The following is a 26,454-nucleotide window of genomic DNA, read 5'->3' on the forward strand; positions in this document are numbered from 1 at the left end:
CAGGGATCTGGCAGTAGCCTTGGCCGATGGACCACGTGGAGTATCTGGAGCCGTCCCTCGCCCAGGTGATCGAGCGCGTCGGCGCCGACTACCTGAGCGTCGTCGCAGCGCCGCGCGGGCTCGAGGTGCCGATCGCCGGGCCGTCCATCCACGACCCGATCGGCTCTGCCCCGCCCAGGCCCGGGTCGATCGTGCTGCTCGTCGGGATCGGCCCAGCCGACGCCGCCCCGGTGCTCGCCGGGCTGTCCGGTGCCGCGGCCGCCGTCCTGCGCGGGGCGCCGGAGGACCTCCAGCCGCTGACCTCCGCCGCCGCGGAGGCCGGGGTGGCGCTGCTCGCGCTGCCCGGCACCATGACGTGGAGCCACCTGCACACGCTCGTCGAGGACGCCGTCCTGCTCGGCGACAGCCTCGTCGCCGCGCCCAGCCCCGACCTCGGCAGCGTCGCCGTCGGCGACCTCAACGCCCTCGCGAACGCCATCGCCGAGACCATCGACCGGCCCGTCGGCATCGTGGACACGCAGTGGCGGCTGCTCGCCTACTCGGCCGTCCCCGGGCAGGTCAACGACGACCTGCAGCGCGACGTCATCCTCAACAAGACCGTGCCGCCGCGCAACGCTCCCCTGGAGACGCGGCGGCTGCTGCTGACCAGCGAGCGGGCGCTGCGGTTCTACACCGGCCCGCCGTACGACGACGAGGAGCGGCGCATCTGGCGCATCGGGGCCGGGATCCGCAGCGGGCCGGAACCCCTGGGCATGTTGTGGATCCTCGAAGGCGAGGAGCAGCTGCCCGACGACCGGCTGGTGCTGGTGGAGGAGTTCGCGCGGCTGGCGGGGGCGCATCTGCTGCGCATGCGTACGGCACGCAGCGCGGACCGGCAGCGGCGGGGCGAACTGGTCGGGCAGGCCCTCGACGGGCGCGACCCGCGCACCGCCTGCCACCGGCTCGGGCTCGACCCGGACGCGGGGATCGCGGTGATGGCGGTGGCGTCGCTGGTCGACGGGGACACGCCGCTGGGGGAGCACCTGCTGGACGGGGTGGCGACGTATTTCGACGCCTACCGCCGGTCGGCGGCGTGCGTGTTGCGCGGGGACACGGTCTACTGCCTGCTCCCCGCGCCCGACCCGGCCGTGCTCCGCGAGACCGCCGCCGACCTCACGCGCCGACTCGGCCTGCGCCGCAGGCTCGCCGCCACGGTGGGCGCGCGGGTGGCCGCCGAGGACCTGCCCCGCTCCCGCCGCCACGCCGACCTCGCGATGTCCGTCCTGAAGTCCCGCTCAGCGCCCTCTTCCGGTACGGCTGTCGCGTCGATCGACGACGTGCGGGCGGCGGCCACGCTGCTGGAGCTCGGGCGGTTGGTGGACGACCACCCCGACCTGCTCCTCCACGAGCCCTGGCCCACCGACACCGAGGAGTCCGCGCTGGCGTGGATCGAGGGGCACGGCGACGTGCGCGCGGCCGCCGAACGGCTGGGCGTGCACCCGAACACCCTGCGGTACCGCGTCAAACGCCTCGCCAGCGCCGGACTCGACCTCGCCGACCCCGACACCCGCCTCACCACCTGGCTCCGACTCCGCCTCCACCCCTGACACGGCGGTGCGCCCCGGCCGAGGGGCCGGGGCGCAGGGGAGGGTGCGGTCAGGAGCCGTCGCCGGGCTTCTTGCCGCTGCTGTCCTCCTTGGGCTGCTCCACCTGGTCGGCGGGCGGGGCCGTGACCGACACGGCTGTGCCGTACGCCGTGAAGTCCATGACGTCCCGCTGCCCGTTGTCGGCGAACACGACCTCCAGCCGCCGCACCCGCCCCTGGTCGTCGACGTCCACCGACCCCGACGCCGCCTCCGTCTTCCCGGCCTTGGCGTCCGTGTCGGTCAGCGTGAAGCTGAACCGGTGGCCGGTCCACCCCTCGCCGGAAGCGGTCCCGTCCTCCCTGACGTCCGTCGCCGACCGCAGCCGCTCCAGCGCCGCCTGCGGATCCAGCGGAGCCGACTTGACCAGCGCCGTCGCCGCGGGAACGTTCTTCATCGAGATCGACGAGCGCGGGTAGACCACCCAGCTCCCCGCAGCGCCTTCCTTGACGTACATCTGGCCGTCGACGAACCGGGTCTCCGCCCCCGTCCCCGCCTCGGTGATGATCCCGACCCCCCTGCTGGGGTCGAACGCCCCGTCGAAGCTCTTCGCCCCGGCCCCGACGTGCAGGTGGAAGCTCTCCCCGCTGGTGTTCGCCACCGCGGCGGCCACCTGCGCCTGAGCCGACGGCTGCGCCCCCGGCAGCAGCAGGACGATCGCCCCTGCTGCGGCAGCGACCCCCAGCCCGGCCAGCGCTGGGACCAGGACCCGGCGCCGTCGCGGCGCGGGCATCAGGTCGATGCCGTGCGGACGGTCCTCGGTGGCGGCGACGAGCAGGGCGCGTACTTCTCGCTCTGACATGAACGGCTCCTCGTGTTGGTGTCTCACCGGATCCCACTCCCTTCTTCCTCGGTTCGGTTGACGTCGGTGGCGGGCGGGATCAGCCGCCGCATGGCCTGTAACCCTCGGTGGGTGTGCGTCTTCACCGTCCCAGGCGAACAGCCCATGAGGTCGGCCACCTCGGCCTCTGGCAGGTCGGCGAAGAACCTCAACACCAGCGCCGTACGCTGGCGCACCGGCAGGCCGGCCAGCGCGGCGCGCACGTCTTCGGCGACCGCGTTCGCCTCGCCCAGGTCGTGCGGGCCCGGGAGGTCGGGCAGGTCGGCACGCGGGACCTCGCGCCGCCAGCGCGCCCGCCACCAGGAGCGGTGCGTGTTGACCATGATGCGGCGCAGGTAGGCGTCCGGGTCGGTGGTGGTGTCCAGGCGGTGCCAGACGCGGTAGAGCTTGCCGAGGCAGGACTGGGTGAGGTCCTCGGCGGCGTGCCAGTCTCCGGTGAGGAGGACCGCCGTTCTCAGGTGATGGTCTCCTCGTCGTCGCACGAAGGCCACGAAGTCCGCGTCCACCCGGTCTCCTCTCGGTCGGTGCCAGCTACCACTGACACTCCCGGGCCTCTGTCGCAGGTTGACGTGGCTTCGAGACTTTCTCCAGAGGGTCGATTCGGCGAAATGTCACGATCTTGAGACGTGGTCATGACAAGACCTCAAAACTCGCACGTGGACACTGGTGTCACGTGTGCCGGGGCGTCCTTGCCAGTCCGCGCCGGCACACGCCACCTACTTTCCTTGTACGGCGAAGCCGCCGCGCCGCCCGGCCGCCCATAAAGAGGCATTTCACCTCATCGGGCCTCCCGCCTTTCGGGGCTCTCCCTCCACTAGGGAGGAGCGCCAATAGCGGGCCGGAGGGTGGCGGGCGCCAGGGTGCAGGTGGCCCTTAGGGGAGGCCAGTGGCCCCCACGAGGGAGGCTGGTGGTCCGTACGAGGGCGCGGAGACCCGGGTGGGCGGGCCCCGCGTTCATGAGGGTCAGAGGCGGTTGAGGCCGAGCACGTGCAGGACCGCGCGCCCCTCCTCGTCGGACGCCGCCAGGTTGACCTCCGCGTCGATCCCCCAGTCGCCGTCCCCGGCGGGGTCGACCACGACCTGACGCACCCGCCACACCCCCGCCTCCTCGGTGATCCGCAGATGCGCCGGCCCACGAGCGTCGGGACCCGTCCCGAGCTCGTCGTGCTCCTCGTAGTAAGCGTCCAGCATCGACCCCCAGTCGACGTCCGGATAGAGCTCCTCCAGCTCCTCCTGCCGATCCAGCGCGCACAGCTCCACCAACCGGAACATCGCGTTGCGCACCAGCACCCGGAACGCCCGCGCGTTCCCCGTGACCGGCCGCACCGACGTCTCCAGCTCCTGCTGCCGCTCCAGCGCCTCCGACGGGTTCGCCAGCTTCTCCCACTCGTCGATGAGCGAGGAGTCCACCTGCCGCACCAGCTCCCCGAGCCACTCGATGAGGTCGATGAGGTCCTCGGTCTTGAGGTGCTCGGGAATCGTCCGCGACAGCGTCCTGTAGGCGTCGGCCAGGTACCGCAGCACCGTCCCCTCGGACCGCGCCAGCTCGTAGAACTGGATGTACTCGCCGAACGTCATCGCCCGCTCGTACATGTCGCGCACCACCGACTTGGGGCTGACCGTGTAGTCGCCCACCCACGGGTGCCCGCGCCGGTAGGTCTCGTACGCCCCGAGCAGCAGGTCGGCCAGCGGCATCGGGTACATGACCTCGGCCAGCGCCTCCATGCGCTCTTCGTACTCGATCCCGTCGGCCTTCATCTGCCCGATCGCCTCACCGCGCGCCTTCTTGAGCTGCGCGGACAGGATCTGGCGCGGGTCGTCGAGGATGGACTCCACGATGGAGACCATGTCGAGCGCGTAGTTGGGCTGGTCGGTGCCGAGCAGGTCGAAGGTGGCCAGCGCGAAGGTGGACAGCGCCTGGTTGAGCGCGAAGTCCTCCTGCAGGTCGATGGTCAGTCGGGCGCGCCGCCCCTGCTCGTCGGGCTCGGCGAGCTGCTCGACCACGCCGCCCGCCAGCAGCGAGCGGTAGATGGCGATGGCCTGGCTGATGTGCCGCCGCTGCCACTTGCGGTCCTCGTGGTTGTCGGTCAGCAGGTGCTTCATGGCGGCGAAGCAGTCGCCCGGCCGGTTGATGACGGCCAGGAGCATCGCGTTGCTGACCTTGAAGCGGGAGTTGAGCGGCTCCGGCTCGGCGGTCTGCAGCTTCTCGAAGGTCTCCTCGCTCCAGCCGACGAACCCCTCCGGCGGCTTCTTGCGCGCGTAGCCGCGCCGCCGCTTCGGGTCGTCGCCGATCTTGGCGAGCGCCTTCTCGTTCTCGACGACGTGCTCGGGCGCCTGGCAGGCGACGTAGCCGATGGTGTCGAACCCGGCCCGCCCGGCCCGCCCGGCGATCTGGTGGAACTCGCGGGCGCGCAGCCTGCGCACCTTGTTGCCGTCGTACTTCGACAGCGCGGTGAACAGCACGGTGCGGATCGGCACGTTGACGCCGACGCCGAGCGTGTCGGTGCCGCAGATGACCTTCAGCAGCCCGGCCTGGGCGAGGCGTTCCACGAGCCTGCGGTATTTCGGCAGCATGCCCGCGTGGTGGACGCCGATGCCGTGCTTGACCAGCCGCTGCAGCGCCTTGCCGAACTTGGTGGTGAACCGGAAGTGGCCGATCAGCGCGGAGATGGCCTCCTTCTCCGCCTTCGTCGCCATGTTGATGCTCATCAGCGCCTGCGCCCGCTCCATGGCCGCCGCCTGGGTGAAGTGCACGACGTAGACGGGGCCCTGGCCGGTGCTGAGCATCTCCTCCAGCGTCTCGTGCAGCGGCGTCATGCGGTAGGTGTAGATCAGCGGAACGGGCCGCTCGGCGTGCTTGACCACGGACGTCGGGCGCCCGGTGCGGCGGGTGAGGTCCTCCTCGAACATGGAGACGTCGCCCAGCGTCGCCGACATGAGGATGAACTGCACGTTCGGCAGCTCCAGGATCGGCACCTGCCACGCCCACCCGCGGTCGGGCTCGGCGTAGAAGTGGAACTCGTCCATGACGACCTGGCCGATGTCGGCGGCGGCGCCGTCGCGCAGGGCGACGTTGGCCAGGATCTCGGCGGTGCAGCAGATGATCGGCGCGCCCGGGTTGACGCTGGCGTCGCCGGTCATCATGCCGACGTTCTCCGTACCGAAGACCGCGCACAGGTCGAAGAACTTCTCCGACACCAGCGCCTTGATCGGCGCGGTGTAGAAGGTGCGCACGTCGCGCGTCAGCGCGGCGAAGTGCGCGCCCGCGGCCACCAGCGACTTGCCCGACCCGGTCGGGGTGGCCAGGATCAGGTTGCTGCCGGACAGCACCTCGATGAGCGCCTCTTCCTGGGCGGGATAGAGGGTGAGCCCCCGCTCGGCGTTCCACCCGACGAAGGCGTCGAAGATGGCGTCGGGGTCGGCGTCGATGTCATCGGGCAGACGGTCTACGAGAAGGCTCACGGAACCCATACTGCCGCAGTCAACAGGGGTCCATGAACACCGGCCGAACCCGAATGATTACATAGAGTTATGAAATCTCCACTCTTCGTGGTCGGGCTGCTGGCGCTCGCCCTCTGCGCCTGCGGCAACGGCCCCCAGAAGGCGATGGGAACGCCCAGCCCCTCGGGGAGTCAGGCGAGCGGCCAGGCGGGCGGGCAGGCCGTGCCGAGCCCCACGACCACGTTCTCCTTCACCGCCGCCTACGAGCAGCCCACCGACAAGAAGCTGCTCGGCGCGGAGAAGCTCATGCGCGAGGGCAAGCTGGTCCAGCAGTGGGCTGAGGTGACCAACGCGGGGTTCATCCCGCCGGTGAACGTGCCGGTCGTGGCCAAGCAGTGCGACACCGTCAACGCGTTCTACAGCCCGGACGAGAAGTCGATCACCATGTGCTACGAGATGACCGACTACCTCCAGGACCTGTTCGCCAAGCCGGAGCAGGGCGAGGCCGCGCCCAGCGCGAGCGAGGTGGACGACAGCGTCGCGGGCGCGCTCAACGGCATCTACTACCACGAGCTGGGGCACGCGCTCATCGACCTCTACGACCTGCCGACGACCGGCAAGGAGGAGGACGCTGTCGACCAGCTCTCCGCCCTGGTGATGATCGGCAACGCCGAGGACAACCAGGACTACCGCGACATCATCAGCACCATCGAGGCGTGGGGGCGGATGTCGCAGGAGAGCGAGACCGGCCCGCTCGACCAGGGCGTCTTCGCCGACGAGCACTCGCTCAGCGGTCAGCGCTACTACAACATGATGTGCTACCTGTACGGCTCCAACCACAACGCGTTCCTGCCGCTGGTGGCCGACGGCGAGCTGCCCGTGGGGCGGGCGATGCGGTGCGAGGACGAGTACAACAAGATGGCCAGGGCCTGGGGCACGCTCCTCGCCCCGCACATGCGCACCGACCCGCCGAGCCCGGTGCCGACGACCACACCCTCATCAACGGCGACGGAGCAGCCTACTGACGCGGGCCAGTCCACGGGGTGAGTCAGACCCGGGCGCGCGGCCCGGTCAGCAGCAGCCCGCCCAGGATCGCGACCGTGGCGAGGAACGGCGCTGCGCCCGGCGCGAACCCGGCCACGGTCAGCGTCAGCAGCCCGCCGCCGACCAGGCCTGCCGAGGTGAGCGCAGTGCCCCAGGTGGCCTTGCCGTACGGCAGGGCCGGCGGCTCCTCGAAGCGCGCGAACCCCCGCAGGAGCGGCCACATCACCAGGCACAGCGCACCGAACCACAGCGGCCACCCGGCGAACCACCCGGCGCTGAGCGGCTCGGGGCTGTCGAGGCCGAGCGCCACGACCACCACGCCGGTCACCGTGAACAGGGCGGGCATGTGCCAGAGGTACACGGTCATGATGCGCGTGCTCGCCCAGGCCAGCACCCTGCGCGGGTGGTAGCGCACGATCAGCGGCCGCAGCACCAGCGCCAGCCCGATCTGCCCGAAGGCGACCGCGAGCATCGCCAGCGTGGGCGGCGCCATGTTCGACACCTCGGCGCCCGGCAGGCCGATCATGCTGCCCGGGTAGGGGCCGACCGCCACCAGCAGCGCGGCCAGCCCGAACCCGCCGGCCGCGAACACCAGAGGCAGCCGCAGCCTGCCCTGGGCGTACAGGAAGCCGAGCTGGTGCACGGCGAGCCAGACGAACACGATGTTGAGGTAGCCGACCGCGTCGAGCCCGGTGGAGAAGCGCACCACGTCCGTCACCACGGCCCCGGCGACCAGGACCGGAAGGATCCGCCAGCTGAACCGCGTCATGTACGGCGTGGCCACGACCGCGATCAGGTAGACGGCCAGGAACCACAACAACTGCCCGGTGAGCTTGGACCCGACCTCCAGCGGCTGCTCAGGCACCCCGAAACTCGCCAGCAGCTGCGGCAGCGGGATCCACACGGCGGCGAGGGGGAGCAGCGGCCAGGCCAGGCGGCGCAGCCGTACCGAGATCCACGCGGGAGCCCCGGAGACCGCGCGGCCGTAACTGATCGCGTTGGCCGCGCCGCCGGCGAAGAACACCAGCGGCATCACCTGGCTGATCCACGTGACCACCCACACGCCCGGCGTGGCCAGCGCGTTGCCCGTCGTCAGCGTCCCGCCGTCGAAGGCCAGCACCGGGATCGTCCAGTGCTGCAGCACCACCAGGGCCATGCCGAACACCCGCAGGACGTCGATGAACGGGTCGCGCGCCGTCTTGGCGGGGGCCGGGCGTTGTACGGGAACGCGGGGGCGGTCGAGCACGGCGGTCGTGGTGAGGCTCATGCCATCAAGGCTCTTGCGAAACGCCTCCCGGCACAGTGACGCGGGCCGCCGTCTTGCGGTCAAGATCGCACTACCCCCGGTGGTAGGGCTGGCCCTACCCCGGGATTACCGCGCACCGGGTCGATCGGCGTCGCGCCTGGCCGTAGCGTTGACGGCATGCGCTCCCTGATGAGGCGTGTCCTGCTCGACACGCGCTACCTGATCGTCGGCTTCCCGACGGCGGTGATCGGCTTCGTCCTGCTGGTCACCGGACTCGCGGCCGGCATCGGCACCGCCGTCGTGTGGATCGGCGTGCCGATCCTCGTCGGCACGCTCATGGTGGCCAGGGGGTTCGCCGACAGCGAGCGCGGCTGGCTGTCGGACGTGCTGGGCAGGCCCGCCGTACGGCCGCGCTACAAGCCGGCGCCGGCGGGAGCGGGGCGGTTCAGGAGGATGGTCAACCCGATGACCAGCGGCCAGTCGTGGCTCGACCTGCTGCACGGCATCCTGGTCTTCCCGTTCGCCATCGTCTCCTTCGTGATCACCGTGGTGTTCTGGGCGATCCCGCTCTTCTCGCTGACGTTCCCGTTCTACGGCTGGATCATGGTCAACACCGACGGGACGACGCTGGCCGAGATCCTCGGTTTCGGCGACGGCTACTGGCCCAACACGATCTTCTACCTCGTGCTCGGCGTGGTCGGCACGGTCGTCCTGCCGTTCGCCGTGCGCGGCGCGGCCATGCTGCGCGCCGGACTCGGCCGGGCGCTGCTGACCAGCGTGGCCGAGCTGCGCGAGCGCATCGAGGACCTGTCCGAGGGCCGCGCGGCCGCCGTGTCCGCCGAGGCGAACGCCCTGCGCAAGCTGGAGCGCGACATCCACGACGGGCCGCAGCAGCGGCTGGTGTCGCTGGCCATGGAGCTGTCGCGGGCGCAGCGGCAGTTGCAGAAGGACCCCGAGGCCGCGCAGGCGACCATCGGCCAGGCCATCACCGCCACCCGCGAGACGCTCGACGAGCTGCGCGCCCTGTCGCGCGGCATCGCGCCGCCCATCCTGGCCGACCGCGGCCTGGCTCCAGCGCTGGCCGCGCTGGCCGGGCGGTGTACGGTACCCGTCGAGCTCGACATCCAGGTGGACCGGCGCTTCAACGCCGCGGTCGAGAACGCGATCTACTACGTCGTCGCCGAGACGCTCACCAACATCGCCAAGCACAGCCGCGCCACGGTGTGCACGATCCAGCTCAGCCATGCCAGTAACACCCTCATGCTGACCATCGGGGATGATGGTGTCGGCGGCGCACACGTCGCCAAGGGACACGGTCTCGCCGGGCTGGCCGACCGGCTTCGCGCAATCGACGGCGAGCTGGTGGTGAATTCTCCGGACGGCGGGCCGACAGTGATCGTGGCGGAGGTTCCGTGCGTGTAGTCGTGGCCGACGATGCAGTGCTGATCAGGGAAGGCCTGGTGCGCCTGCTCGAGGAGTTCGGCTGCGAGGTGGTGGCGACGGTCGGCGATGGCGACAGCCTGGTCGAGGCCGTCGCGCTGCACAAGCCGGACGTTTCCGTGGTCGACGTGCGGATGCCGCCGTCGTTCACCGACGAGGGGCTGCGCGCCGCCGTCGAGGCCAGGCGCCGGGTGCCAGGGGCGCCGGTGCTGATCCTGTCGCAGTACGTCGAGGTGTCCTACGCCGACGACCTGCTCGCCGACGCCCGCGGGGCGGTCGGTTACCTGCTCAAGGACCGGGTCGTGGACGTGGAGGAGTTCATGGAGGGGCTGCGCCGCGTCGCGTCCGGCGGGACGGTGTTCGACCCGCAGGTGGTCTCGCAGCTCATGGTACGGCGGCGCAGGGACGACCCGCTGGCCCAGCTGACCCCCCGCGAGCGCGAGGTCCTGGGGCTGATGGCCGAGGGCAAGTCCAACCCCGCGGTCGGCCGCCAGCTCGTCATCAGCGACGGGGCCGTGGAGAAGCACATCAGGAGCATCTTCGCCAAGCTCGGCCTCTACGCCGAGGACGGAGACCAGCACCGCCGCGTGCTCGCCGTACTTACCTACCTGCGCTCCTGATCGGAGCCGTACTGATCTGTCCGCGCTCCTGAAGGGAGCTGCACGCCCGCGCGGTCGCCCGCGCGGGCCTGGCAGTCGGCTCTGTCGAATCAGCCGAGCGCGTCGACCAGCTTCTTGCGCTGCTGGGCGCCGAGGCCGCCGAGGCGGCGCTTCTCGTCGACGCCCGCCTCCTCCATCAGGGCCGTCGCCTTGGCGGGGCCGACGCCCTTGACAGCGCGCAGCGCCTGCGACACCTTGATCTTCTTCGCGATGTCGTCGTCACGCTCGAGCAGCTGGGCGAAGCTCAGTTCGCCGGCCTTGACCTTGGCCAGGAGGGCGGTGCGGGCGGCACGCGCCTCCGCGGCCTTCTCCAGAGCCGCCTTGCGCTGCTCGGGGGTGAGAGTAGGAAGTGCCATCTGTTTCTCTCCTCGGGGAGTTAAGGATTCGGGACTCTGTTACCCGTAGTGCCGCGGCTAATCATGGCGGATACCAGGGGTGCTTGTTGCGGAAAGCGCCCGCTCAACGTGTGCGCCACACCGAAGCGGCCGCCTCGGCACACGCGACGTCCTGGGCCACGGTGCCTCCGCTGACCCCCACGCCGCCGACCACGCGTTCTCCCTCACCGTAGTCCGCCCACAGCGGAATGCCACCTCCGAAGCACACGAAGCGGTCCCCGGCGAGGCCGTAGAGCTCCCCTCCCGGCTGGGTCAGCGGCGCCAAATCGGCCGTTGACATGCGGTTGGCCACCGAGGTGTACGCCTTGCCCGGCGCGAGCACCGGTCCGGCTATCTCCGCACCCTCCATACGCTGGAACGTCACCAGATGGCCGCCGGAGTCGACGACGGCGACCGAGACCTGCGCGCCTTCGCGGGCCGCCTGCTTGATGGCGGCCTCGCACATGCGGAGGGCGAGTTCAAGGTTCACGCAATACCCCTCAAGGTCCCGAAATTTCCGGCGATTTCGTGACCATGCGTACAGCCCTCACTGCCCACCCCGCAAGATCCCCGCCGGAACGACAACCCCATCTGGTACGGCAAGCCACCAGATAGCCCGTAACCGGTCAAAAGTGTCGTTCGTCACACATTGCCCCCCGGGCGTGTCGCAACCCCCTCACGACCCTTCCAGGGGCCAGCCCCCAAGGCCTCTACCAGAGGCCGGACCCCGAAGACCCCAAGGACCTCAACCCCGTGAGGACCTTGAAGACCTCAAGGTCCTCACGGGGTTGAGGTCCTCATGGTCCTGGAGGTCCTTATGGTCCTCATGGTCCTGATGGTCCTGGGGGTCCTCAGGGGGTTGAGGGTCCGGAAGACCTCAAGGTCCTCAGGGGGTTGAGGTCCTCAAGGTCCTCAAGGTCCTCAAGGTCCTCAAGGTCCTCAAGGTCCACGAGGGGCTGGGGTCCTGAGGGTCCTCAAGGGGTTGAGGACCCTCACGAGGACTGTTTCGCGCGCCACCCCTCGACCCCCTCTGGCGTCAGAAAGGCGTCGAACACCGACTCCATCGCCCCGATCAACGGCCCCCGCCGCCCGAGCGCCGACGTCGAGATCGGCGCAGGACTGGACCGACGGAACGCCATCAGCCCCTCCACATAAGCCTCCCGCACCGCCGTACCCGCCAGAATGAACACCTCCACCGCCGTCCCCGACAACGTGACCGCCTCAGGGTCCAGCGCGTTCACCAGCGCCCCGGCCCCCGCCCCCAGCGCCCGCGCGTTCTCCGTCACCGCCGCCATCGCCGCCGCGTCCCCCCGAGCCGCCGCGACCAGGATGCGTTCGGCCTCCTCCCGCCCCCTGCCGTACCCAGCCTCCATCCCGAAGGCCCGCAGCAGCGCGTTGGAGCCCACGAGCTGCCCCCAGCACCCCCGAGCCCCGCACATGCACACGATCGAGGGATCGCCCCCCATCGGCATGTGCCCGAACTCGCCCGAGGTGCCGGACGCGCCGGTCAGCGGGCTCCCGCCGACCAGCAGCGTCCCGCCCAGGTCGAAGTCCACGTGCAGGTGCAGCCCGACCCCCACCCCCTGAAGCCGCCCGCGCCGAGCCTCGGCCAGCCCGGCCAGCCTGGCGTCGTTGCCGACCAGCAGCGGTACGCCGAGCCCGAGCGGCTCGCCGAGATCCACCTCCCCCCACCCGAGATGGGCGATGTCCACGGTGTTGTCGTGCCGTACCGGCCCAGCCACCGCCAGCCCCACCCCCACCACCCGGGGACCGGTGAACCGCCGCAGCGCGGCGCCCAGCGGCCCGAGCACGCCGGAAGGGGTGCCGTCGTGCCCGCTGGTCTCCAGCGCCGTCATGCGCCCGCCCAGCTCGCACGCCGCGATCTCCCACGCGTCCTCGCGCAGGTCGGCGGCGAGCACCAGCGGCCCGTCCGGGTGCGGTCCTGGGATCTGGGTGGGCCGCCCCCTGCCGTGCCCCTCGGTGGGCTCCTCGTGCAGGAGCGCGTCGGCCGCCAGCTCGCCGACGAGCACCGACGCCGTGCCCCTGGCCAGCTCCAGGTCGCGGGTCAGCTGCGACCGGGTACGGCTCGCGCCGCAGTCGTGCACCGCGCGCAGCAGCCGCGCCCGGTTGTGCGCACGCAGCTCCGCACTCGTGGTCGCCCCCATTGTCGAACCTCCTTCGACTCATTATGCTCTTGCCGTGAACAAAATGCTGCCAGACCTCACAGCGAAGCGTGCCAGAGCCGGGCTCTTCGCCTACTTCGTTCTCCTGGGACTCGTCGTCGGCCTGTGGGCGGCCGGGCTGCCGTCGCTGAGCGCCAGGCTCGATCTGAGCGCGGGCGAGCTGGGCGCGGCGCTGTTGCTCGTCTCGGCTGGCGCGTTGGTGTCGATGTTGCTGGCCGGGCCGCTGGTGGACAGGTACTCCAGCCGGGTCGTGTGCTGGTTCTCCGGGCCGTTCTCCGCCCTGGTGTTGCTCGGCCCGGCTCTTGCCGCGACCTACCTGCAGCTTTGCGTCCTGGCCGTGCTGTTCGGCGTGGGCATCGGCATCAGCGAGGTGGGGATCAACGCGCACTCGGTCGAGGTGGAGCGGAGGTACGGCAGGCCGATCATCTCGGCCTTCCACGGCGCGTGGAGCCTGGGCGGCGCCGCCGCCGGGGGGCTGACGGCCGCGCTGCTGAGCCTGGGGGTGAACGGCCAGGCGTTGCTGGTGGCTGGAGGCATCCTGATCCCGTTCCTGTGCATCGCGCCGGCCAGGGTTCTGCTGCCAGCCGAGCCCGTCGAGGCGGACGGTACGCCGGGGGCAGCGGCCAAGGGCTTCCCGCTCGGCTGGGGGCTGATCGCGCTGCTCGGCCTGGCCGCGTTCGCCGCCCACCTGAGCGAGGGCGCCGCCATGGACTGGACGGCCCTGCACGCCAAGTGGATCCTCGGGGCCGGGCCCGCGCTCGCGCCGCTGACGTTCACCGTCTACGCCGTGGCGATGACGACCGTGCGGCTGTTCGGCGACCCGATCAGGGCCAGGCTCGGCCCGGTGCGCACCATCCGGCTCTCCGGCGTCCTGGGCACGGGCGGCTACCTGCTGGTGCTGGCGTCGCCGCTGGTGCCGCACGCGCTCGGCCTGCCGCTCGCCTGGATCGGCTGGGCGGTGACCGGGATCGGGTTGGCCACGGTCATCCCGGTCATCTTCAGCGCGGTCGGCGCGGCTGGCGGCGCGGTCGGCAAGGCCCTGTCGCAGATCACCGCGGCGGGTTACACGGGCCTGCTGATGGGACCGGCGACGCTGGGCTTCGTCGCCGACCACACCTCCCTGCCGGTGGCGCTGATCATCCCGACGGTCCTGGCCGCCGTGATCACCCTGGCGGGCACCCCGGCGATCCGCGCCCTCACCACCAGGGAGCCCGTGAAGGTCCAGGAGCTCATAGCGGAATGAGGTCTAAGCGGTCGTGAGGAAGCGGCGGACCTCCGCCGCCACCAGGGCGGGGTTGCCACGGTCCGCCCTGTTGCCCGTCACGCTGTGCCCCTGGCCGGGGAAGGTGACCCGCTTGACGTGGGGGAGGACCTTCTCCAGGCGGTCGAGGGCGAGCTTGAGGTAGTCGGCGCTCCGGTCCCCGCCCATCAGCAGCACCTCGGCCTCGACCCGCTCGTAGGACTCGATCGTGTCCGCCGTCTCCTCGACGACCCGGATGTCGGTGCGCAGCGTCGGGGCGAGGCCGGCGAACGACCCGCCCATCCGCTTGGACAGGAACTCCAGGATCGGCCGGGGGATCGCGTTGATCCCCGGAGGCCCCAGCTTGGTGCCCTTCATGCTGGTGACCAGCGCCGCGTAGACCCTGCCCGCGGCCAGTTCCCGCTCGAAGCGCGGCACCCAGCCGGTCCCGTTGGAGCCGTCGATGTCGAACGGCGGCTCGAAGACGACCGCCCTGGTGATCGCCGGGTTGGACAGCATCGTGGTGAGGCTGATGATCGCCCCAGAGCTGACCCCCATGACGAACCGCGCGCCGGTGGCGGCGACGACGGCGCCGAGGTCCTCGACCTCGCGCCGGACGCCGTAGTCGTCCCCGACAGGCCCGCTGTCCCCGCGTCCTCTGCGGTCGGGCAGGTACACGGTGAAGTCGGCGGACAGCTCGCGGGCCAGGTCGAGCTGGCTGGCCGAGGTCTGCATCGCGCCGTGCTGGATGATCAGGCCGGGCCCGCTGCCCAGCTGGAGGTAGGCGATGGTGGTGCCATCGGTGGAAGTGGTCGTGGGCATGGTCGCTCCCATGGGGGGATCGGGAGCCCGGCTATCCTTACGGTTGCCATCTCGTGGCCGGGTCCCTCGGTGGATGTGGTTCCGGGATCACGGGTCCGGCCTGGTGCTGCAACACCGGGCCGGGCCCTTTCGCTCAAAGGCCGGTCAGGTCGTGAGGCACCTCGCCGGTGGCCAGGTAGGCCCGCCACCCGTCGAGGCCGGGGAAGGCGCCGCTGGTGAGCTCCTCCAGCAGCGTGCGCACCCAGGTGGCCTCCGCCTCGCGGACGGCCAGGTCGTACTCGTTCTCCAGCAGGAACAGCCGCGGGAGCACCGCGGCGTCGCGCTCCAGCGCCGCCCTGCGACGGGCGATCTCGGCCTCGACGAGGCCCAGCCGTACGCCCAGCAGGGAGATCGCCTCGTCGGGGCCGAGGATGCCCATCACCGAGAGCCCCGCTTCGAAGCTCAGGTGCTCCTGCTGCGGGGTGCCGACCAGCTCGCGCGCCCAGTCGGCCAGCTCCTCGCGGCCCTCCGGGGTGATCCGGTAGACCGTGCGCTCGGGGCGCGCGCCCTCGCGGGAGCTGCCCGCGTCCTCGATGAGCCCGTGCTTCTCCAGGTTGCCGACGACGGTGTAGAGCGAGCCCCACTTGATCGGCATGTCCTCGTCCTTGCCGCGCGCGCGGATGACCGAGGCCATCTCGTAGGGGTGCATGGGGCGCTGGACGACCACCGACAACACCGCCAGGGCCAGCAGATTGCCGACCCGCCGCCGCTTCGCCACCGTCGCCTCCCCACGAAACTGTCTACTCGTCTACGAATATACGTCGGCGAGTAGAGAAAGGGAAGAGGTCATCCTCGCTACAAGTGGGCTCTTGTCACAGTTTGTAGCGACATATACTCTGACCTGGTGTTATGGGATCGTGACTTGACCCAGAAGTAACATACATGTTTCATAACCCCATCGCCGTAAACGTTTACAGCCGGGGCTCTGTGAAGCGTTTGCACTTCTGGAAGGACAGCCTTGGCCAACGGACCCACGATCAACACGATCGCCGAACGTGCCGGCGTCTCGATCGCCTCGGTGTCGCGGGTGCTGAACGGCCTGCCCACCCGTCAGGAGACCGTACGCAAGGTCATGACGGCGGCGGAAGAGCTCGGTTACGTGCGCAACGCGGTGGCCCGCTCGCTGAAGTCGCGCCGCACCCACCAGGTCGCCTTCGCGATGGCCGACATCGGCAACCCCAACTACCTGGCCATGGTCAGGCAGATCCAGCCGGTGCTCAAGGCCGCGGGCTACCGCCTGGTGCTGCACTCCACCGACGCCGTCGTCGCCGACGAGATCGACGTGCTGCACAGCCTCGGCGAGCGCTACGTCGACGGCCTGATCATGAGCCCGCTGCGCGTCACCGACGAGCACCTGCGCATGATCGCCACCGCCCGCGCCCCCGTCGTCATCATCGGCTCGGTGCCCGACGGCACCCAGGTCGACAACGTGCGCACCGACTCGCGCACCGGCATCAGGCTGGCGCTTGAGCACCTGTACGCGCTCGGCCGCCGACGGATCGGCCTGGTCAACGGCCCGCTCGACACCGTGCCCGGCCACGCCCGCGCCGCCGGTTACCGCGACGCGCTCGACGCGCTCGGCCTGCCGTACGACGAGACCATCGTGCAGATCGGGGACTTCTATCGCGCGGACGGGGCCCGTGCGGTGGAGACGCTGCTGTCCAGGGCCGGTGACGTGGACGCCCTCGTGTGCGCCAACGACCTCATCGCCCTGGGCGCGCTCGACGTGCTGCGCAAGGCGGGCAGGAAGGTGCCGGACGACGTGGCCGTGGTCGGCATGGACGACACCGACCTCGCGGCCGCCTCCTGGCCCTCGCTCACCAGCGTCAGCCTCGGCGCGGCAGAGCGTGGCAGGGCGGCGGCGCAACTGCTGCTCGACCGCCTGGAGCGCGGTGACGCGCCGCCTCGGGTGGTGACCGTCCAGCCCAGGCTCGTGATCAGGGCGTCGACGTCGGCGACGGAACCGGCGCCCGCCTCCTCGGAAGAGGCACCCTACGCAGAGGCACGCAGGACGGAGGAGGGTTCATGACGGCGACCGCCACGCGACCGCCGACGACCTCGGCCAAGCAGCGCAGGAAGGTCAGGTCGCGCAAGAACCGCGAGATGCTCTACCTGATGCTGCCCGCGCTGGTGCCGGTCCTGCTGTTCAGCGTCGGCCCGCTGCTGTACGGCATCGGCCTGGCCTTCACCGACGCCCGCGCCGGGCGCAACCGGGAGATCAGCTTCACCGGCCTGGAGAACTTCACCCAGCTCCTGGGCGACGGCGACTTCTGGGCCTCCTTCAAGATCGGCCTGATCTGGTCGGTCTCGGTGACCGTGCTGCAGTTCCTGGCAGCGCTCGGCCTGGCGCTGCTGCTCAACCAGAACCTCCGGTTCAGGGGCGTGGCCCGGGTGCTGGCCGTGGTGCCGTGGGCGATGCCGCCGGTGTGCATCGGCCTGATGTGGAAGCTCGTCTACCACGCCGACGCCGGAATCCTCAACGGCATGCTCGGCACCGACATCGACTGGCTGGCCGACTTCTCGCTCGCGCTGCCCGCGATCATCGTGGTCGGCGTCTGGGCGGGCATGCCGCAGACCACGGTCGTGCTGCTGGCGGGCCTTCAGGGCATCCCCAAGGAGCTCTACGAGGCCGTCGAGGTGGACGGCGCCGGCCGGTGGCGCCGGTTCTGGAACATCACGCTGCCGCAGCTCCGCCCGGTCATCATCGCGATCACCTCGCTCGACTTCGTGTGGAACATCAACCAGTTCGGCCTGGTCTACGTGCTCACCCAGGGCGGGCCTGGCGGGCAGACGCGACTGCCGATGATCTTCGCTTACGAGGAGGCGTTCCGTTACCGCTTCTTCGGCTACGCCTCGATGCTGGGCATCGCCTTCGCCATCGTCGTGCTCGCCGTGCTCGGGCTGTACCTGTGGCGCCAGATGAGGGAGGCCAAGTGAAACGCGTTCCGCAATATCTCGCGCTGCTCGCCTACATCGTCTTCCTCGCCTTCCCGCTGGTCTGGCTGCTGTCGACCGCGCTGAAGACGCCACAGGAGATGGCCTCGCTCGACCCGACCTGGATCCCCAGGGACCCGACGCTGGCCAACTTCAGCGACGCGTTCGGCGAGCAGGACCTCGTCGGCGCGGCCACCAGAAGCCTCATCGTCGCGCTGTTCGCCAGCGTGATCACGGTCGTGATCTCGCTGCCCGCCTCCTACGCGATGGCCCGCTACCGCAGCCTGGTCAACAGGATCGCGATCGGGTGGGTGCTGGTCAGCCAGGTCTTCCCGTTCATCCTGATCATCATTCCGCTGTTCATGGTGCTGCGGGACATGGGCCTGGTGAACACGCTGCCCGGCCTGGTCATCGTGCACGTCACCTTCACCCTGCCGTTCGCGCTGTGGATGTTGCAGGGCTACGTGCGCTCGGTGCCGGTCGAGTTGGAGGAGGCGGCGTCGACGGACGGCGCCAGCCGCTTCCGCGCGATCGTCAGCGTCGTGGCCCCGCTGCTCGCCCCCGGCGTGGTGGCGACCCTGCTCTTCTCGTTCATCTCCTCGTGGAACGAGTTCCTCTTCGCGCTGGTCATCCTCCAGGAGCCAGGCGTGATGACGCTTCCCCTGACGCTGGTGCGCTTCACCGGCCCGGAGGGGGTGGCCAGGCTCGGACCGCTGGCGGCGGCGTCGCTCATGGCGACGATCCCGAGCCTGATCTTCTTCGCAATCATCCAGCGGCGTTTGAAGTCCGGCCTGATGGCCGGCGCCGTCAAGGGCTAGGAGGCTCATATGCGAATCAAGTCCGCATTGGCGGCTGCGGCGATCGTCGCGCTCGCCGCAGCTTGTGGCACCTCGGGCGGCGGTGGCACGAAGGAAGAGGCCGCCAAGCCCGGCGAGGCCGTCAAGCTGAACTTCCTCAGCCTCGCCTGGCAGAAGGAGTCCGTGGCGGCCAACAAGGAGATCGTGGACGCCTGGAACAAGGCGAACCCGAACATCCAGGTCACCTACGTGCAGGGCAGCTGGGACAACGTCAACGACCAGCTCGTGACGCAGTTCGCCGGCGGCACGGCGCCCGACGTGATCCACAACGACTCGCCCGCGCTGTCCGGCTTCGCCTCCGACGGCTACCTGCTCGACCTCAAGGACAAGATCCCCGCCGACCTGAAGAGCGACATCCCGCAGAGCGCCTGGGACACCACCACCTTCGGTGACGGCAAGGGCGGCCAGGGCGTGTACGGCGTGCCGTTCCTGCAGGAGTCGACCGTCATCATCGGCAACAAGAAGCTGCTCGACGCCGCCAAGGTGCGCATCCCCACCGCGGACAACCCGTGGACCTGGGACGAGTTCGCCGAGATCAGCAAGAAGCTGACCAACGACAAGACGTTCGGCGTCGCGTGGCCGATGAAGTCGCCGGTCAACAAGACCCTGAACCTGGCGCTCAACTTCGGCGGCACCTTCTTCCAGACCGGCGCCGACGGCAAGACCACCGTCAAGGTCGGCCCGGAGGAGAAGGAAGTCCTCCAGCGCATCCACAACCAGCTCTACACCGACAAGTCCGCCGACCCCAAGGCGCTCGGCATGGGCACCGCCGACCCGCTGCCCGGCTTCTACAAGGACCAGTACGCGCTGCTGCCGGTCGGCGTCTACCTGCGCCAGCAGGTCGCCGAGCAGGCGCCCAAGGGCTTCGAGTGGATCACCCTCCCGCCGCTCAAGGGCACCACGACCGAGCAGGGCGCGGTCTCCCAGACCCTGTCGGTCGCCGCGGACAGCAAGCACCCGGAAGAGTCGCTGAAGTTCATCTCCTACTTCCTGAACGGTGAGAACCAGGCCAAGCTCGCCAAGGGCGACTGGCTCCTGCCGACCTCCACCAAGGCCGCCTCCGACGCCTCCATCACCACGACGGAGAACGGCTGGGACGTCGCGACCGCCTCGGCCAAGAGCCTGGTCGTCGCCCCGTTCCTCAAGGTCAACGGGTACGACGAGTGGAAGACGAAGGTCGCCACGCCGGTCCTGCAGCAGTACTACGCCAACAAGATCTCTCTCGACGACGCCGCGGCCAAGCTCGTCGAGGAGGGCAACAAGGTGCTCGAGCGGTACAACAAGTGAGCTACCACGATCGCGCCCGGGGGTGTCTGCTCGGCCTGGCGGCCGGCGACGCCCTCGGGGCCCCGGCGGAGAACCTCACCCCGGCGGAGATCGTCCGCCGCTGGGGCAGGCTCACCGAGATCGAGGGCGGCGGCACGGACGACACCGAGTACGCCATCTTCGCCGCCTCGCTCCTGGTCAAGCACGGCCACGACCTGACGCCAGCCGACGTGGCCCAGGCGTACAGGGACGAGATCATCCCGTTGATCGACGGGCCGATGAAGGGCGCCGGGTTCTCCGAACTCGGCACCGTCGAGGCGCTGCGCAGGGGCGTAGAACCGCCGCTGACCGGCCACGTCCACGCGCACGGCTGGTCGGACGGCCTGGCCATGCGGGCCGCGCCGTACGGGATCTTCTGCCCAGGCGACCCGGCAGAGGCGGCCAGGCTCGTCGAGCAGGACGGCCTGGTGAGCGGCTCAGGCGAAGGCATCCTGGGCGGTCGCGCCGTCGCCGCAGCCGTGGCCATGGCGATGACCGGGGCGCCGCCCGCCGAGGTGGTCGCCTTCGGGCTCGCGGCGGTGCCGACCGACTCGTGGACGGCGCGGAACATCATGCGGGTGCGCGACCTCGTCTCAGCGGGAGGCTCGCAAGAAGCCCTGCACGAGGCGGTCGTCGTCAAGCACTACCCCTGGACCGACCTGGCCCCCGAGGCCGTCGCGCTGGCCTTCGCCGCGTACCTGGCCGGGCAGGGTGACGTCGAGCAGTCCGTGACGTACGCCGTCAGCCTCGGCCGCGACGCCGACACCATCGGCGCCATCGCCGGCGCGGTGGCGGGCGCGGGCCAGGGCGAGAGCGGCGTGCCCGCGCGTTGGGCGGCGCGGATCGGGCCGGTGACGGGCAAGTGCCTGCCGGTCGTCGCGGGTAAACACGTGCTGGACGTCGCCGACGAACTGGCGAGAGGACTCTAACGAGCATGTCGGGGGACAGAATCCGGGGAGCCTTCATCGGGCTCGCCGCAGGCGACGCTGCCGGTTGGCCGGCGTCGCGGCATCGCACGGCGCTGCACGCGCCGTGGAGCAGACGGCTCTACCGCGAGCTGGACGCGTTCGCCGAGGAGCACCGGGTCACGACGCTGCCGGTGCCGTTCGCGCTGAACCAGCCGCCGCTGGGCATCGGGCCGTCGGACGACGCGGAGTGGCTGGCCTGGACCGCCCTCGGCCTCGGCGGTTCGCGGACGGAGGCCTTCCTGGCGCTCGCCGGGCGCGAGGACCTCCGCGCCCGCATCTCCGTCGCCACCGCGCTCGACAACCTCGCCAAGGGCGTCGAGCCACCGGCCAGCGGCCACGACAACCCGCACTTCTTCGACGACGCCGCAGCCGTCAGAGCCGTCGCCTTCGGCGTGCTCGGCTGGGACCCCACCGACGACGCGCAGGTCACCAACTCCGGCGACGGCGTGCTCGGCGCGCAGGCCATGGCGGCCGCGATCGCCGAGGCCGTCGCCACGGGCTCGGCCGCCAAGGCCGTCGAGGCCGCGCTCGCCGCGCTGCCCGAGGACACCGCCATCGGGCACAACGCCCGCCTCGCCGTCGGGCTCGTCGGGAAGAACGATGCCTTCTCCGTGGTCCCCGCGCTCGACGCGGCGCTGCTGGACCACGTCTACAGCTACGCGGTGGGCGCGGCGCAGACCGTGCCCGTGGCGCTGGCGCTCACGCTGGCCGGGCGCGGCAGGATCGGCTCCGCCGTACCGGCTGCCGTGTGCCTGGCGCCATTGGCCGATTCCGCGCCCGCGCTCGCGGGCGCTTTGACGGGAGCCTGCGGGGGGTACGAAGCGGTCCCAGAGGGATGGACCGCGTCGGCGCGCACGCTCGCCGGATGTTGCCTGCCGGAACTCGCCGGCAGAGACCTTATGGAAATCGTGGAGGGAATCGCATGACGCCGCTTGAGGACAAGGCCACTGGATGCGTGGCGGGAGCGGCGGTCGGTGACGCCCTGGGCGGCGCCACCGAGGGCTGGACGCCCGAGCAGATCGTGGCCAGGTACGGCGGGGCGGTGGAGGGGATCGTCCCGCCCTACAACGCCGACTGGCGCAACGCGCGGCCCATCGCGCCCTACCACAAGGGCGACGGGCACATCACCGACGACACCCTCATGACGCACGCGCTGATCAGGGTGTACGAGCAGGCGGGCGGCCACCTCGACGCCTACTCCATGGCCGAGCTGCTGGTGCCCGAGCTGATGGGCGAGCGGGTGTGGATCCCCGAGCTGGAGGCGGACGCGCTGCCGCTGCAGCGGATCTTCCTGGCCGAGAAGTGGATCGTGGCCAGGCTGCACTACGGGCACGTCGACCCGCGCGAGGCCGGGGTCGGCAACATCGTGAACTGCGGCGCCGCCATGTACGTCGCCCCCGTCGGCATCGTCAACGCGGCCGACCCCGACGCCGCCTACGCCGAGGCGATCGACCTGACCGGGGCGCACCAGTCGAGCTTCGGGCGCGAGGCGGCCGGGGTCATGGCCGCCGCCGTCGCCGAGGCCATGCGGCCGGGCGCGACCGTGGACTCGGTGATCGCGGCGTGCCTGCGCCTGGCCAAGGACGGGACGAGGGCGGCCATCGACGCGGTCTGCTCGGCCGCCCGCGACCACGGGCACTGGGAGGGGTCCTTCTCGGCGCTGCGCGCGGCCATGCGGCCCTTCGACACGGTCGCCGACACCTACCGCGACCAGGGGCTCGGGGCCCGGCGGCCGTCGCGCATCCACAGCATCGAGGAACTGCCGCTGGCGCTGGCGTTCCTGGTGATCGCCAAGGGAGACGTCAGGGAGACGGTGCTGGGCGGGGTCAACTACGGGCGCGACGCGGACTCGATCGCCTCCATGGGCGGGGCGATCGCCGGGGCCCTGGGCGGGCTGGCGTCCGTGCCGTCGGAGTGGGTCGAGGAGATCGGTACGGCCAGCCGTACGGACATCGTGGCGCCCGGCCGGGCGATCGCCGAGGTCGCTCGGCGGGTGCACGCGGCTGACGTGGCGCGGCGGCGGGCGCACGAATCGGCGTTCGAGGGGCTGCTCGGCTCATGATCAGGCTCACCTGGGTCCAGCCTGAGGACCTGCTCGGCCACGAACTCCGCCAGGCGTCAGAAGACGGCCGGGACCCCGTGGAGGTTGCCGCGATCACCGCGGAGTGGCACGCGGCCGGAGGGCACGACGCCCCGCCGCGGGCGGGCGCCTCGGAAGGAGACGCCGCACACCTGCGCGGCCTGGCGGAGAAGCTCCTCGACCGCCTGTCCGCACTGCCCACGCCCCTCGACGAGCTCGCCGCACCTCTCGGCGAGCCTGCTGCCCGCGCGCGTGTTGACCGGGCGCGGGTGCTGGGGGCGTGGCAGGGGAGGGCGGCCGGGTGCGTGCTGGGCAAGCCCGTCGAGAAGATCCCCCGCGAGGGCATCAGGGCCATCGCCGAGGCCACCGGCAACTGGCCCATCAGCGGCTGGTTCACCGCGAAGGGCCTGCCGCCCGAGATCGGCGAGCGCTGGCCGTGGAACCGCCGCAGCGCCGTCAACTCCCTCGCCGAGAACGTCGACGGCATCCCCGAGGACGACGACCTCAACTACCCGCTGCTCGCCCTGTCCGTCCTGGAGCGCCACGGGCGCGGCTTCACCACCGAGGACGTCGCCAAGCTCTGGCTGGACGAGCTCCCGGCGGGCCGCACGTTCACCGCGGAGCGGGTCGCCTACCGCAACCTGCTCGACGGCCTGGAACCCACGGACACCGCCACCTACCGCAACCCGTTCAGGGAGTGGATCGGCGCGCTGATCAGGGCGGACGTCTACGGCTGGGTCAACCCGGGCGACCCCGCGACGGCCGCGGAGTACGCGTGGCGCGACGCCAGGCTCACCCACACCGCCAACGGCGTCTACGGGGCGATGTTCGTGGCCGCCATGTGCGCGCGGTCGCTGGTGGCCGAGTCGGTGCGGGAGATCGTCGAGGCGGGCCTCGCCGTGGTCCCCGAGAAGTCCAGGCTGGCCGAGGCGGTACGGCTCGCCGTACAGGACGCCACGGAGGAACGGGACGCCGAGCGCGTCATCGACCGCCTGCACGCCAGGCACGGCCACCTCCACTGGGTGCACACGATCAACAACGCCGCCGTCGTGGCCGCCGCGCTCGTGCACGGCGACGGCGACTTCACCGCCTCCATCGCCATGGCCGTCGCCGCAGGATGGGACACCGACTCAGCGGGAGCGACGGTCGGCTCTGTGGTAGGGGCGCTCAACGGCGGCGTACCCGGGCAGTGGACGATGAGGAACAGCCTCGCCAGCAGCCTGACCGGCTTCGACGGCATCGGGCTGGACGAGCTGGCCGACCGCACACAGAGGATGATGGAGTCATGATCACGGTCTTCGGCAGCGCCAACATGGACCTCGTGGCCTACACCGCCACGGCGCCCAAGCTCGGTGAGACGGTCACCGGCCGCACCTTCGCCACGATCCCCGGCGGCAAGGGCGCGAACCAGGCGATCGCCGCCTCCAGGGCCGGCGCGGACGTGGCGTTCATCGGCGCGGTGGGCGAGGACGGGTTCGGCATCACCATGCGCTCCACCCTGGTGGACTCTGGCGTGGACGTGTCGCTGCTGCGCCAGGTGGACGGTTCGAGCGGGATCGCGCACATCGTGGTGGACGACGCGGGAGACAACTCGATCATCGTCGTCCCCGGCGCCAACGGGACGGTCACCGGTCCGTCCGGCGACGACCTGGCCATGATCGCCGGGTCGGACGTGTTGTTGCTGCAGCTCGAACTGCCCATCGAGGCGGTCACCGCCGCCGCGCAGGCCGCCCAGGTGTCCGGCGCGCCGGTCATCCTGACCCCGGCGCCCGCGCGGCCCCTGCCGGACGAGCTGCTCGACGCGGTCACCCTGATCGTCCCGAACGAGCACGAGGCGGCGGCCATCACCGGTGTCGCCGACGCGGCGGGCGCACTGGAGGCGCTCCTGAAGAGGGTGCCGGAAGCGGTGATCACGCTCGGGTCCAAGGGCTGCCTGTACGGCTCGCGCTCGGGGGAGCGGGTGAGCGTGCCGGGTGAGCACGTGGAGGCGGTCGACACCACGGCGGCAGGAGACACGTTCGTCGGCGCGCTCGCGGTGGCCCGCGCGGAGGGCAAGGCGCCGGCCGAGGCGCTGCGCTTCGCCACGGTGGCCGCCGCGCTGTCGGTGCAGCGGGCGGGCGCGAGCACGTCGATGCCGACCCGCGAGGAGATCGACGCCGCGCTCTAACCGGTCCTGCGTGTCGCCAGAGCGGTGGCGAGCAGCAGGAGACCGGCCGACGTGCGCAGGTCGGTGCCCATGAGGGTGCCGGCGCGGGCCAGCCGGTTGTCGATCGTGTTGGGGTGCACGCCCAGGGCGAGCGCCGTGGCCCGCCGGTCGAGGTCGGCGGCCACGTACGCCTCCAGCGTCTCGACCAGCACGTCGTCCAGCGGGTCCAGCAGCGCGGCGATCGCGTCGCCGCTGGGCCCCGGCGTGCTGAGGTGGAAGTCGAGCAGCACGTCGCGCAGGCCGTACACGCCGCAGGGACGCCCGGTGGCCCTGGCGACCTCGGCCACCCGCGTCGCCTCCCTGGCCGCCTCGGGGATCCCGGACACCGGGCAGGCGGCGCTCACCCCGAGGTGGACGTCGCCACCGAGCCTGCGCAGCAGCCGCTCGCCCGGTTCCGCCGACGAGAGCGGAAGCAACGCGTGCCCGCCGTGCTCGTCGAGCGTGGCCAGCACCGGCGCTCCCGCATAGCGCTCCAGCTCCGCCTCCACCGCGCGCAGGCGCCGCCGTACCCCGACCGCGCTGGACGGCGCGGCCAGCACCAGCGCCACCACCCGGTAGGCGGGCTCCAGCTCCACCCCGTGCCTGGCCGCGACGTCGGAAGCGCCCTGGCCGGACAGCAGCGCCCGCGCCACGGCGCGCAGCGCCTCGCCCCGTTCGGCCAGCATGACCTCGCTCAGGTAGGCCTCGCACACCGCGGCGGTCGTCCGTTCCAGGCTGGCGAAGAGCAGGTCGGCCAGGTGGCGCAGCCCCGCCTCCTCGCCCGGCAGCGTCACCTCGCAGAGCGCCTGCCAGAGCCGCCGGTTGCCGACCATGTAGGCGCTGAGCAGCGGCGCCAGGTGCACGCCCTCGTTGACCCGCTGCGCGGCCCTGTCCTTGAACAGCCGCATGTCCTCCTGCGTGGCCCGGTAGCCCTGCGCGGTGCGCAGGAACAGCCGCAACGCGTGCCTGGAGGTGCCGGCCATCTCCACGTCGCGCACCTCGGCGGGCAGCTCGGCGATGATCGGCAGCATCCGTTCCTGCTCGCTGACGATCTGCCTGGCCAGCCGGTTCACGCCGGACTCGCAGCGGGCGGCGATGCGCGCGGCGACGACGGCCGGATCCTCACTCATCCCCAGATTGTGACATGTCACAATCTGGGAGCTGCGGGGGTGGG

Annotated in this window: 24 protein-coding genes; 14 read left to right on the plus strand and 10 right to left on the minus strand. The window is 71.1% G+C overall.

Going from position 1 to position 26,454, the window contains the following annotated elements; genetic code table 11:
- The first annotated feature begins 26 nt into the window (after positions 1–26).
- Entirely contained in the window at positions 27–1,586 is a 1,560-nt protein-coding gene (locus ACIBG8_RS35875; protein ID WP_397347550.1) for a PucR family transcriptional regulator, read from the plus strand.
- Between the two features lie 49 nt (positions 1,587–1,635).
- On the opposite strand, the gene ACIBG8_RS35880 is transcribed toward ACIBG8_RS35875, so the two are convergent.
- The 3 genes from ACIBG8_RS35880 to ACIBG8_RS35890 form a co-directional block, all read right to left on the minus strand.
- Entirely contained in the window at positions 1,636–2,424 is a 789-nt protein-coding gene (locus ACIBG8_RS35880; RefSeq protein WP_397347551.1) for a hypothetical protein, read from the minus strand.
- A 23-nt stretch (positions 2,425–2,447) separates the two neighbouring features.
- On the minus strand, positions 2,448–2,969 hold the full coding sequence (locus ACIBG8_RS35885; RefSeq protein WP_397347552.1) for a SigE family RNA polymerase sigma factor: 522 nt from the start codon (positions 2,967–2,969) through the stop codon (positions 2,448–2,450).
- 457 nt (positions 2,970–3,426) lie between these two features.
- The gene (locus ACIBG8_RS35890; RefSeq protein ID WP_397347554.1) at positions 3,427–5,934 is read right to left on the minus strand and encodes a DEAD/DEAH box helicase; all 2,508 of its coding nucleotides are present in this window, start codon (positions 5,932–5,934) and stop codon (positions 3,427–3,429) included.
- 60 nt (positions 5,935–5,994) lie between these two features.
- Here ACIBG8_RS35890 and ACIBG8_RS35895 point away from each other — a divergent pair, with 60 nt between their 5' ends.
- On the plus strand, positions 5,995–6,951 hold the full coding sequence (locus ACIBG8_RS35895; protein WP_397347555.1) for a DUF4344 domain-containing metallopeptidase: 957 nt from the start codon (positions 5,995–5,997) through the stop codon (positions 6,949–6,951).
- Position 6,952: 1 nt separating this feature from the next.
- Here ACIBG8_RS35895 and ACIBG8_RS35900 read toward each other — a convergent pair whose 3' ends face one another.
- A complete protein-coding gene (locus ACIBG8_RS35900; protein ID WP_397347556.1) occupies positions 6,953–8,215 on the minus strand; it encodes an acyltransferase family protein in 1,263 nt (420 codons plus the stop codon).
- Between the two features lie 156 nt (positions 8,216–8,371).
- Here ACIBG8_RS35900 and ACIBG8_RS35905 point away from each other — a divergent pair, with 156 nt between their 5' ends.
- A complete protein-coding gene (locus ACIBG8_RS35905; RefSeq protein ID WP_397347557.1) occupies positions 8,372–9,616 on the plus strand; it encodes a sensor histidine kinase in 1,245 nt (414 codons plus the stop codon).
- Positions 9,607–10,254 carry a response regulator gene (locus ACIBG8_RS35910; protein WP_397347558.1) on the plus strand — a complete coding sequence of 216 codons (648 nt, stop codon included), beginning with the start codon at positions 9,607–9,609 and terminating at the stop codon, positions 10,252–10,254. Before ACIBG8_RS35905 ends, ACIBG8_RS35910 begins: the two co-directional genes overlap by 10 nt.
- Before the next feature lie 89 nt (positions 10,255–10,343).
- On the opposite strand, the gene mihF is transcribed toward ACIBG8_RS35910, so the two are convergent.
- The 3 genes from mihF to ACIBG8_RS35925 form a co-directional block, all read right to left on the minus strand.
- On the minus strand, positions 10,344–10,649 hold the full coding sequence (gene mihF / locus ACIBG8_RS35915; RefSeq protein ID WP_184962109.1) for an integration host factor, actinobacterial type: 306 nt from the start codon (positions 10,647–10,649) through the stop codon (positions 10,344–10,346).
- A 103-nt stretch (positions 10,650–10,752) separates the two neighbouring features.
- Entirely contained in the window at positions 10,753–11,157 is a 405-nt protein-coding gene (locus tag ACIBG8_RS35920) for a heme-binding protein (protein ID WP_397347560.1), read from the minus strand.
- A gap of 502 nt (positions 11,158–11,659) precedes the next feature.
- On the minus strand, positions 11,660–12,832 hold the full coding sequence (locus ACIBG8_RS35925) for an ROK family protein (protein WP_397347561.1): 1,173 nt from the start codon (positions 12,830–12,832) through the stop codon (positions 11,660–11,662).
- Positions 12,833–12,875: 43 nt separating this feature from the next.
- Between ACIBG8_RS35925 and ACIBG8_RS35930 the strand changes: the two genes are divergently transcribed.
- Positions 12,876–14,093 carry an MFS transporter gene (locus ACIBG8_RS35930; RefSeq protein ID WP_397347831.1) on the plus strand — a complete coding sequence of 406 codons (1,218 nt, stop codon included), beginning with the start codon at positions 12,876–12,878 and terminating at the stop codon, positions 14,091–14,093.
- A gap of 3 nt (positions 14,094–14,096) precedes the next feature.
- Here the strand turns inward: ACIBG8_RS35930 and ACIBG8_RS35935 are convergent, their stop codons facing one another.
- Together ACIBG8_RS35935 and ACIBG8_RS35940 are read right to left on the minus strand one after the other, a co-directional pair.
- Positions 14,097–14,912, minus strand: a complete 816-nt coding sequence (locus ACIBG8_RS35935) for an alpha/beta fold hydrolase (protein ID WP_397347562.1) — start codon at positions 14,910–14,912, stop codon at positions 14,097–14,099.
- 133 nt (positions 14,913–15,045) lie between these two features.
- Complete coding sequence (locus ACIBG8_RS35940; protein ID WP_397347563.1) at positions 15,046–15,669, minus strand: PadR family transcriptional regulator; 624 nt, start codon at positions 15,667–15,669, stop codon at positions 15,046–15,048.
- A gap of 240 nt (positions 15,670–15,909) precedes the next feature.
- On the opposite strand from ACIBG8_RS35940, the gene ACIBG8_RS35945 reads away from it, so the two are divergent.
- The 9 genes from ACIBG8_RS35945 to rbsK are packed head-to-tail and all read left to right on the plus strand — an operon-like array spanning position 15,910 to position 25,262.
- Positions 15,910–16,980, plus strand: a complete 1,071-nt coding sequence (locus ACIBG8_RS35945; RefSeq protein ID WP_397347565.1) for a LacI family DNA-binding transcriptional regulator — start codon at positions 15,910–15,912, stop codon at positions 16,978–16,980.
- A complete protein-coding gene (locus tag ACIBG8_RS35950; protein ID WP_397347566.1) occupies positions 16,977–17,888 on the plus strand; it encodes a carbohydrate ABC transporter permease in 912 nt (303 codons plus the stop codon). The genes ACIBG8_RS35945 and ACIBG8_RS35950 overlap by 4 nt, the downstream gene beginning before the upstream one ends.
- Positions 17,885–18,703, plus strand: coding sequence for a carbohydrate ABC transporter permease (locus tag ACIBG8_RS35955; RefSeq protein WP_397347567.1), 819 nt, complete (start codon positions 17,885–17,887; stop codon positions 18,701–18,703). The genes ACIBG8_RS35950 and ACIBG8_RS35955 overlap by 4 nt, the downstream gene beginning before the upstream one ends.
- 9 nt (positions 18,704–18,712) lie before the next feature.
- A complete protein-coding gene (locus ACIBG8_RS35960; protein ID WP_397347568.1) occupies positions 18,713–20,029 on the plus strand; it encodes an ABC transporter substrate-binding protein in 1,317 nt (438 codons plus the stop codon).
- Positions 20,026–20,976 (plus strand): ADP-ribosylglycohydrolase family protein, encoded by a 951-nt coding sequence (locus ACIBG8_RS35965; RefSeq protein WP_397347569.1) that lies wholly within the window; start codon positions 20,026–20,028, stop codon positions 20,974–20,976. Before ACIBG8_RS35960 ends, ACIBG8_RS35965 begins: the two co-directional genes overlap by 4 nt.
- Positions 20,977–20,981: 5 nt before the next feature.
- A complete protein-coding gene (locus tag ACIBG8_RS35970) occupies positions 20,982–21,941 on the plus strand; it encodes an ADP-ribosylglycohydrolase family protein (protein WP_397347570.1) in 960 nt (319 codons plus the stop codon).
- Positions 21,938–23,077, plus strand: coding sequence for an ADP-ribosylglycohydrolase family protein (locus ACIBG8_RS35975; protein ID WP_397347572.1), 1,140 nt, complete (start codon positions 21,938–21,940; stop codon positions 23,075–23,077). Before ACIBG8_RS35970 ends, ACIBG8_RS35975 begins: the two co-directional genes overlap by 4 nt.
- Complete coding sequence (locus tag ACIBG8_RS35980) at positions 23,074–24,384, plus strand: ADP-ribosylglycohydrolase family protein (protein ID WP_397347573.1); 1,311 nt, start codon at positions 23,074–23,076, stop codon at positions 24,382–24,384. The genes ACIBG8_RS35975 and ACIBG8_RS35980 overlap by 4 nt, the downstream gene beginning before the upstream one ends.
- A complete protein-coding gene (rbsK, locus tag ACIBG8_RS35985) occupies positions 24,381–25,262 on the plus strand; it encodes a ribokinase (protein WP_397347574.1) in 882 nt (293 codons plus the stop codon). The genes ACIBG8_RS35980 and rbsK overlap by 4 nt, the downstream gene beginning before the upstream one ends.
- Here rbsK and ACIBG8_RS35990 read toward each other — a convergent pair.
- Entirely contained in the window at positions 25,259–26,410 is a 1,152-nt protein-coding gene (locus tag ACIBG8_RS35990; protein ID WP_397347575.1) for a PucR family transcriptional regulator, read from the minus strand. The genes rbsK and ACIBG8_RS35990 overlap by 4 nt on opposite strands.
- Between the last annotated feature and the right edge of the window lie 44 nt (positions 26,411–26,454).

The sequence above is a fragment of the Nonomuraea sp. NPDC050556 genome (assembly GCF_044457355.1).
Taxonomy (GTDB): Bacteria; Actinomycetota; Actinomycetes; order Streptosporangiales; family Streptosporangiaceae; genus Nonomuraea.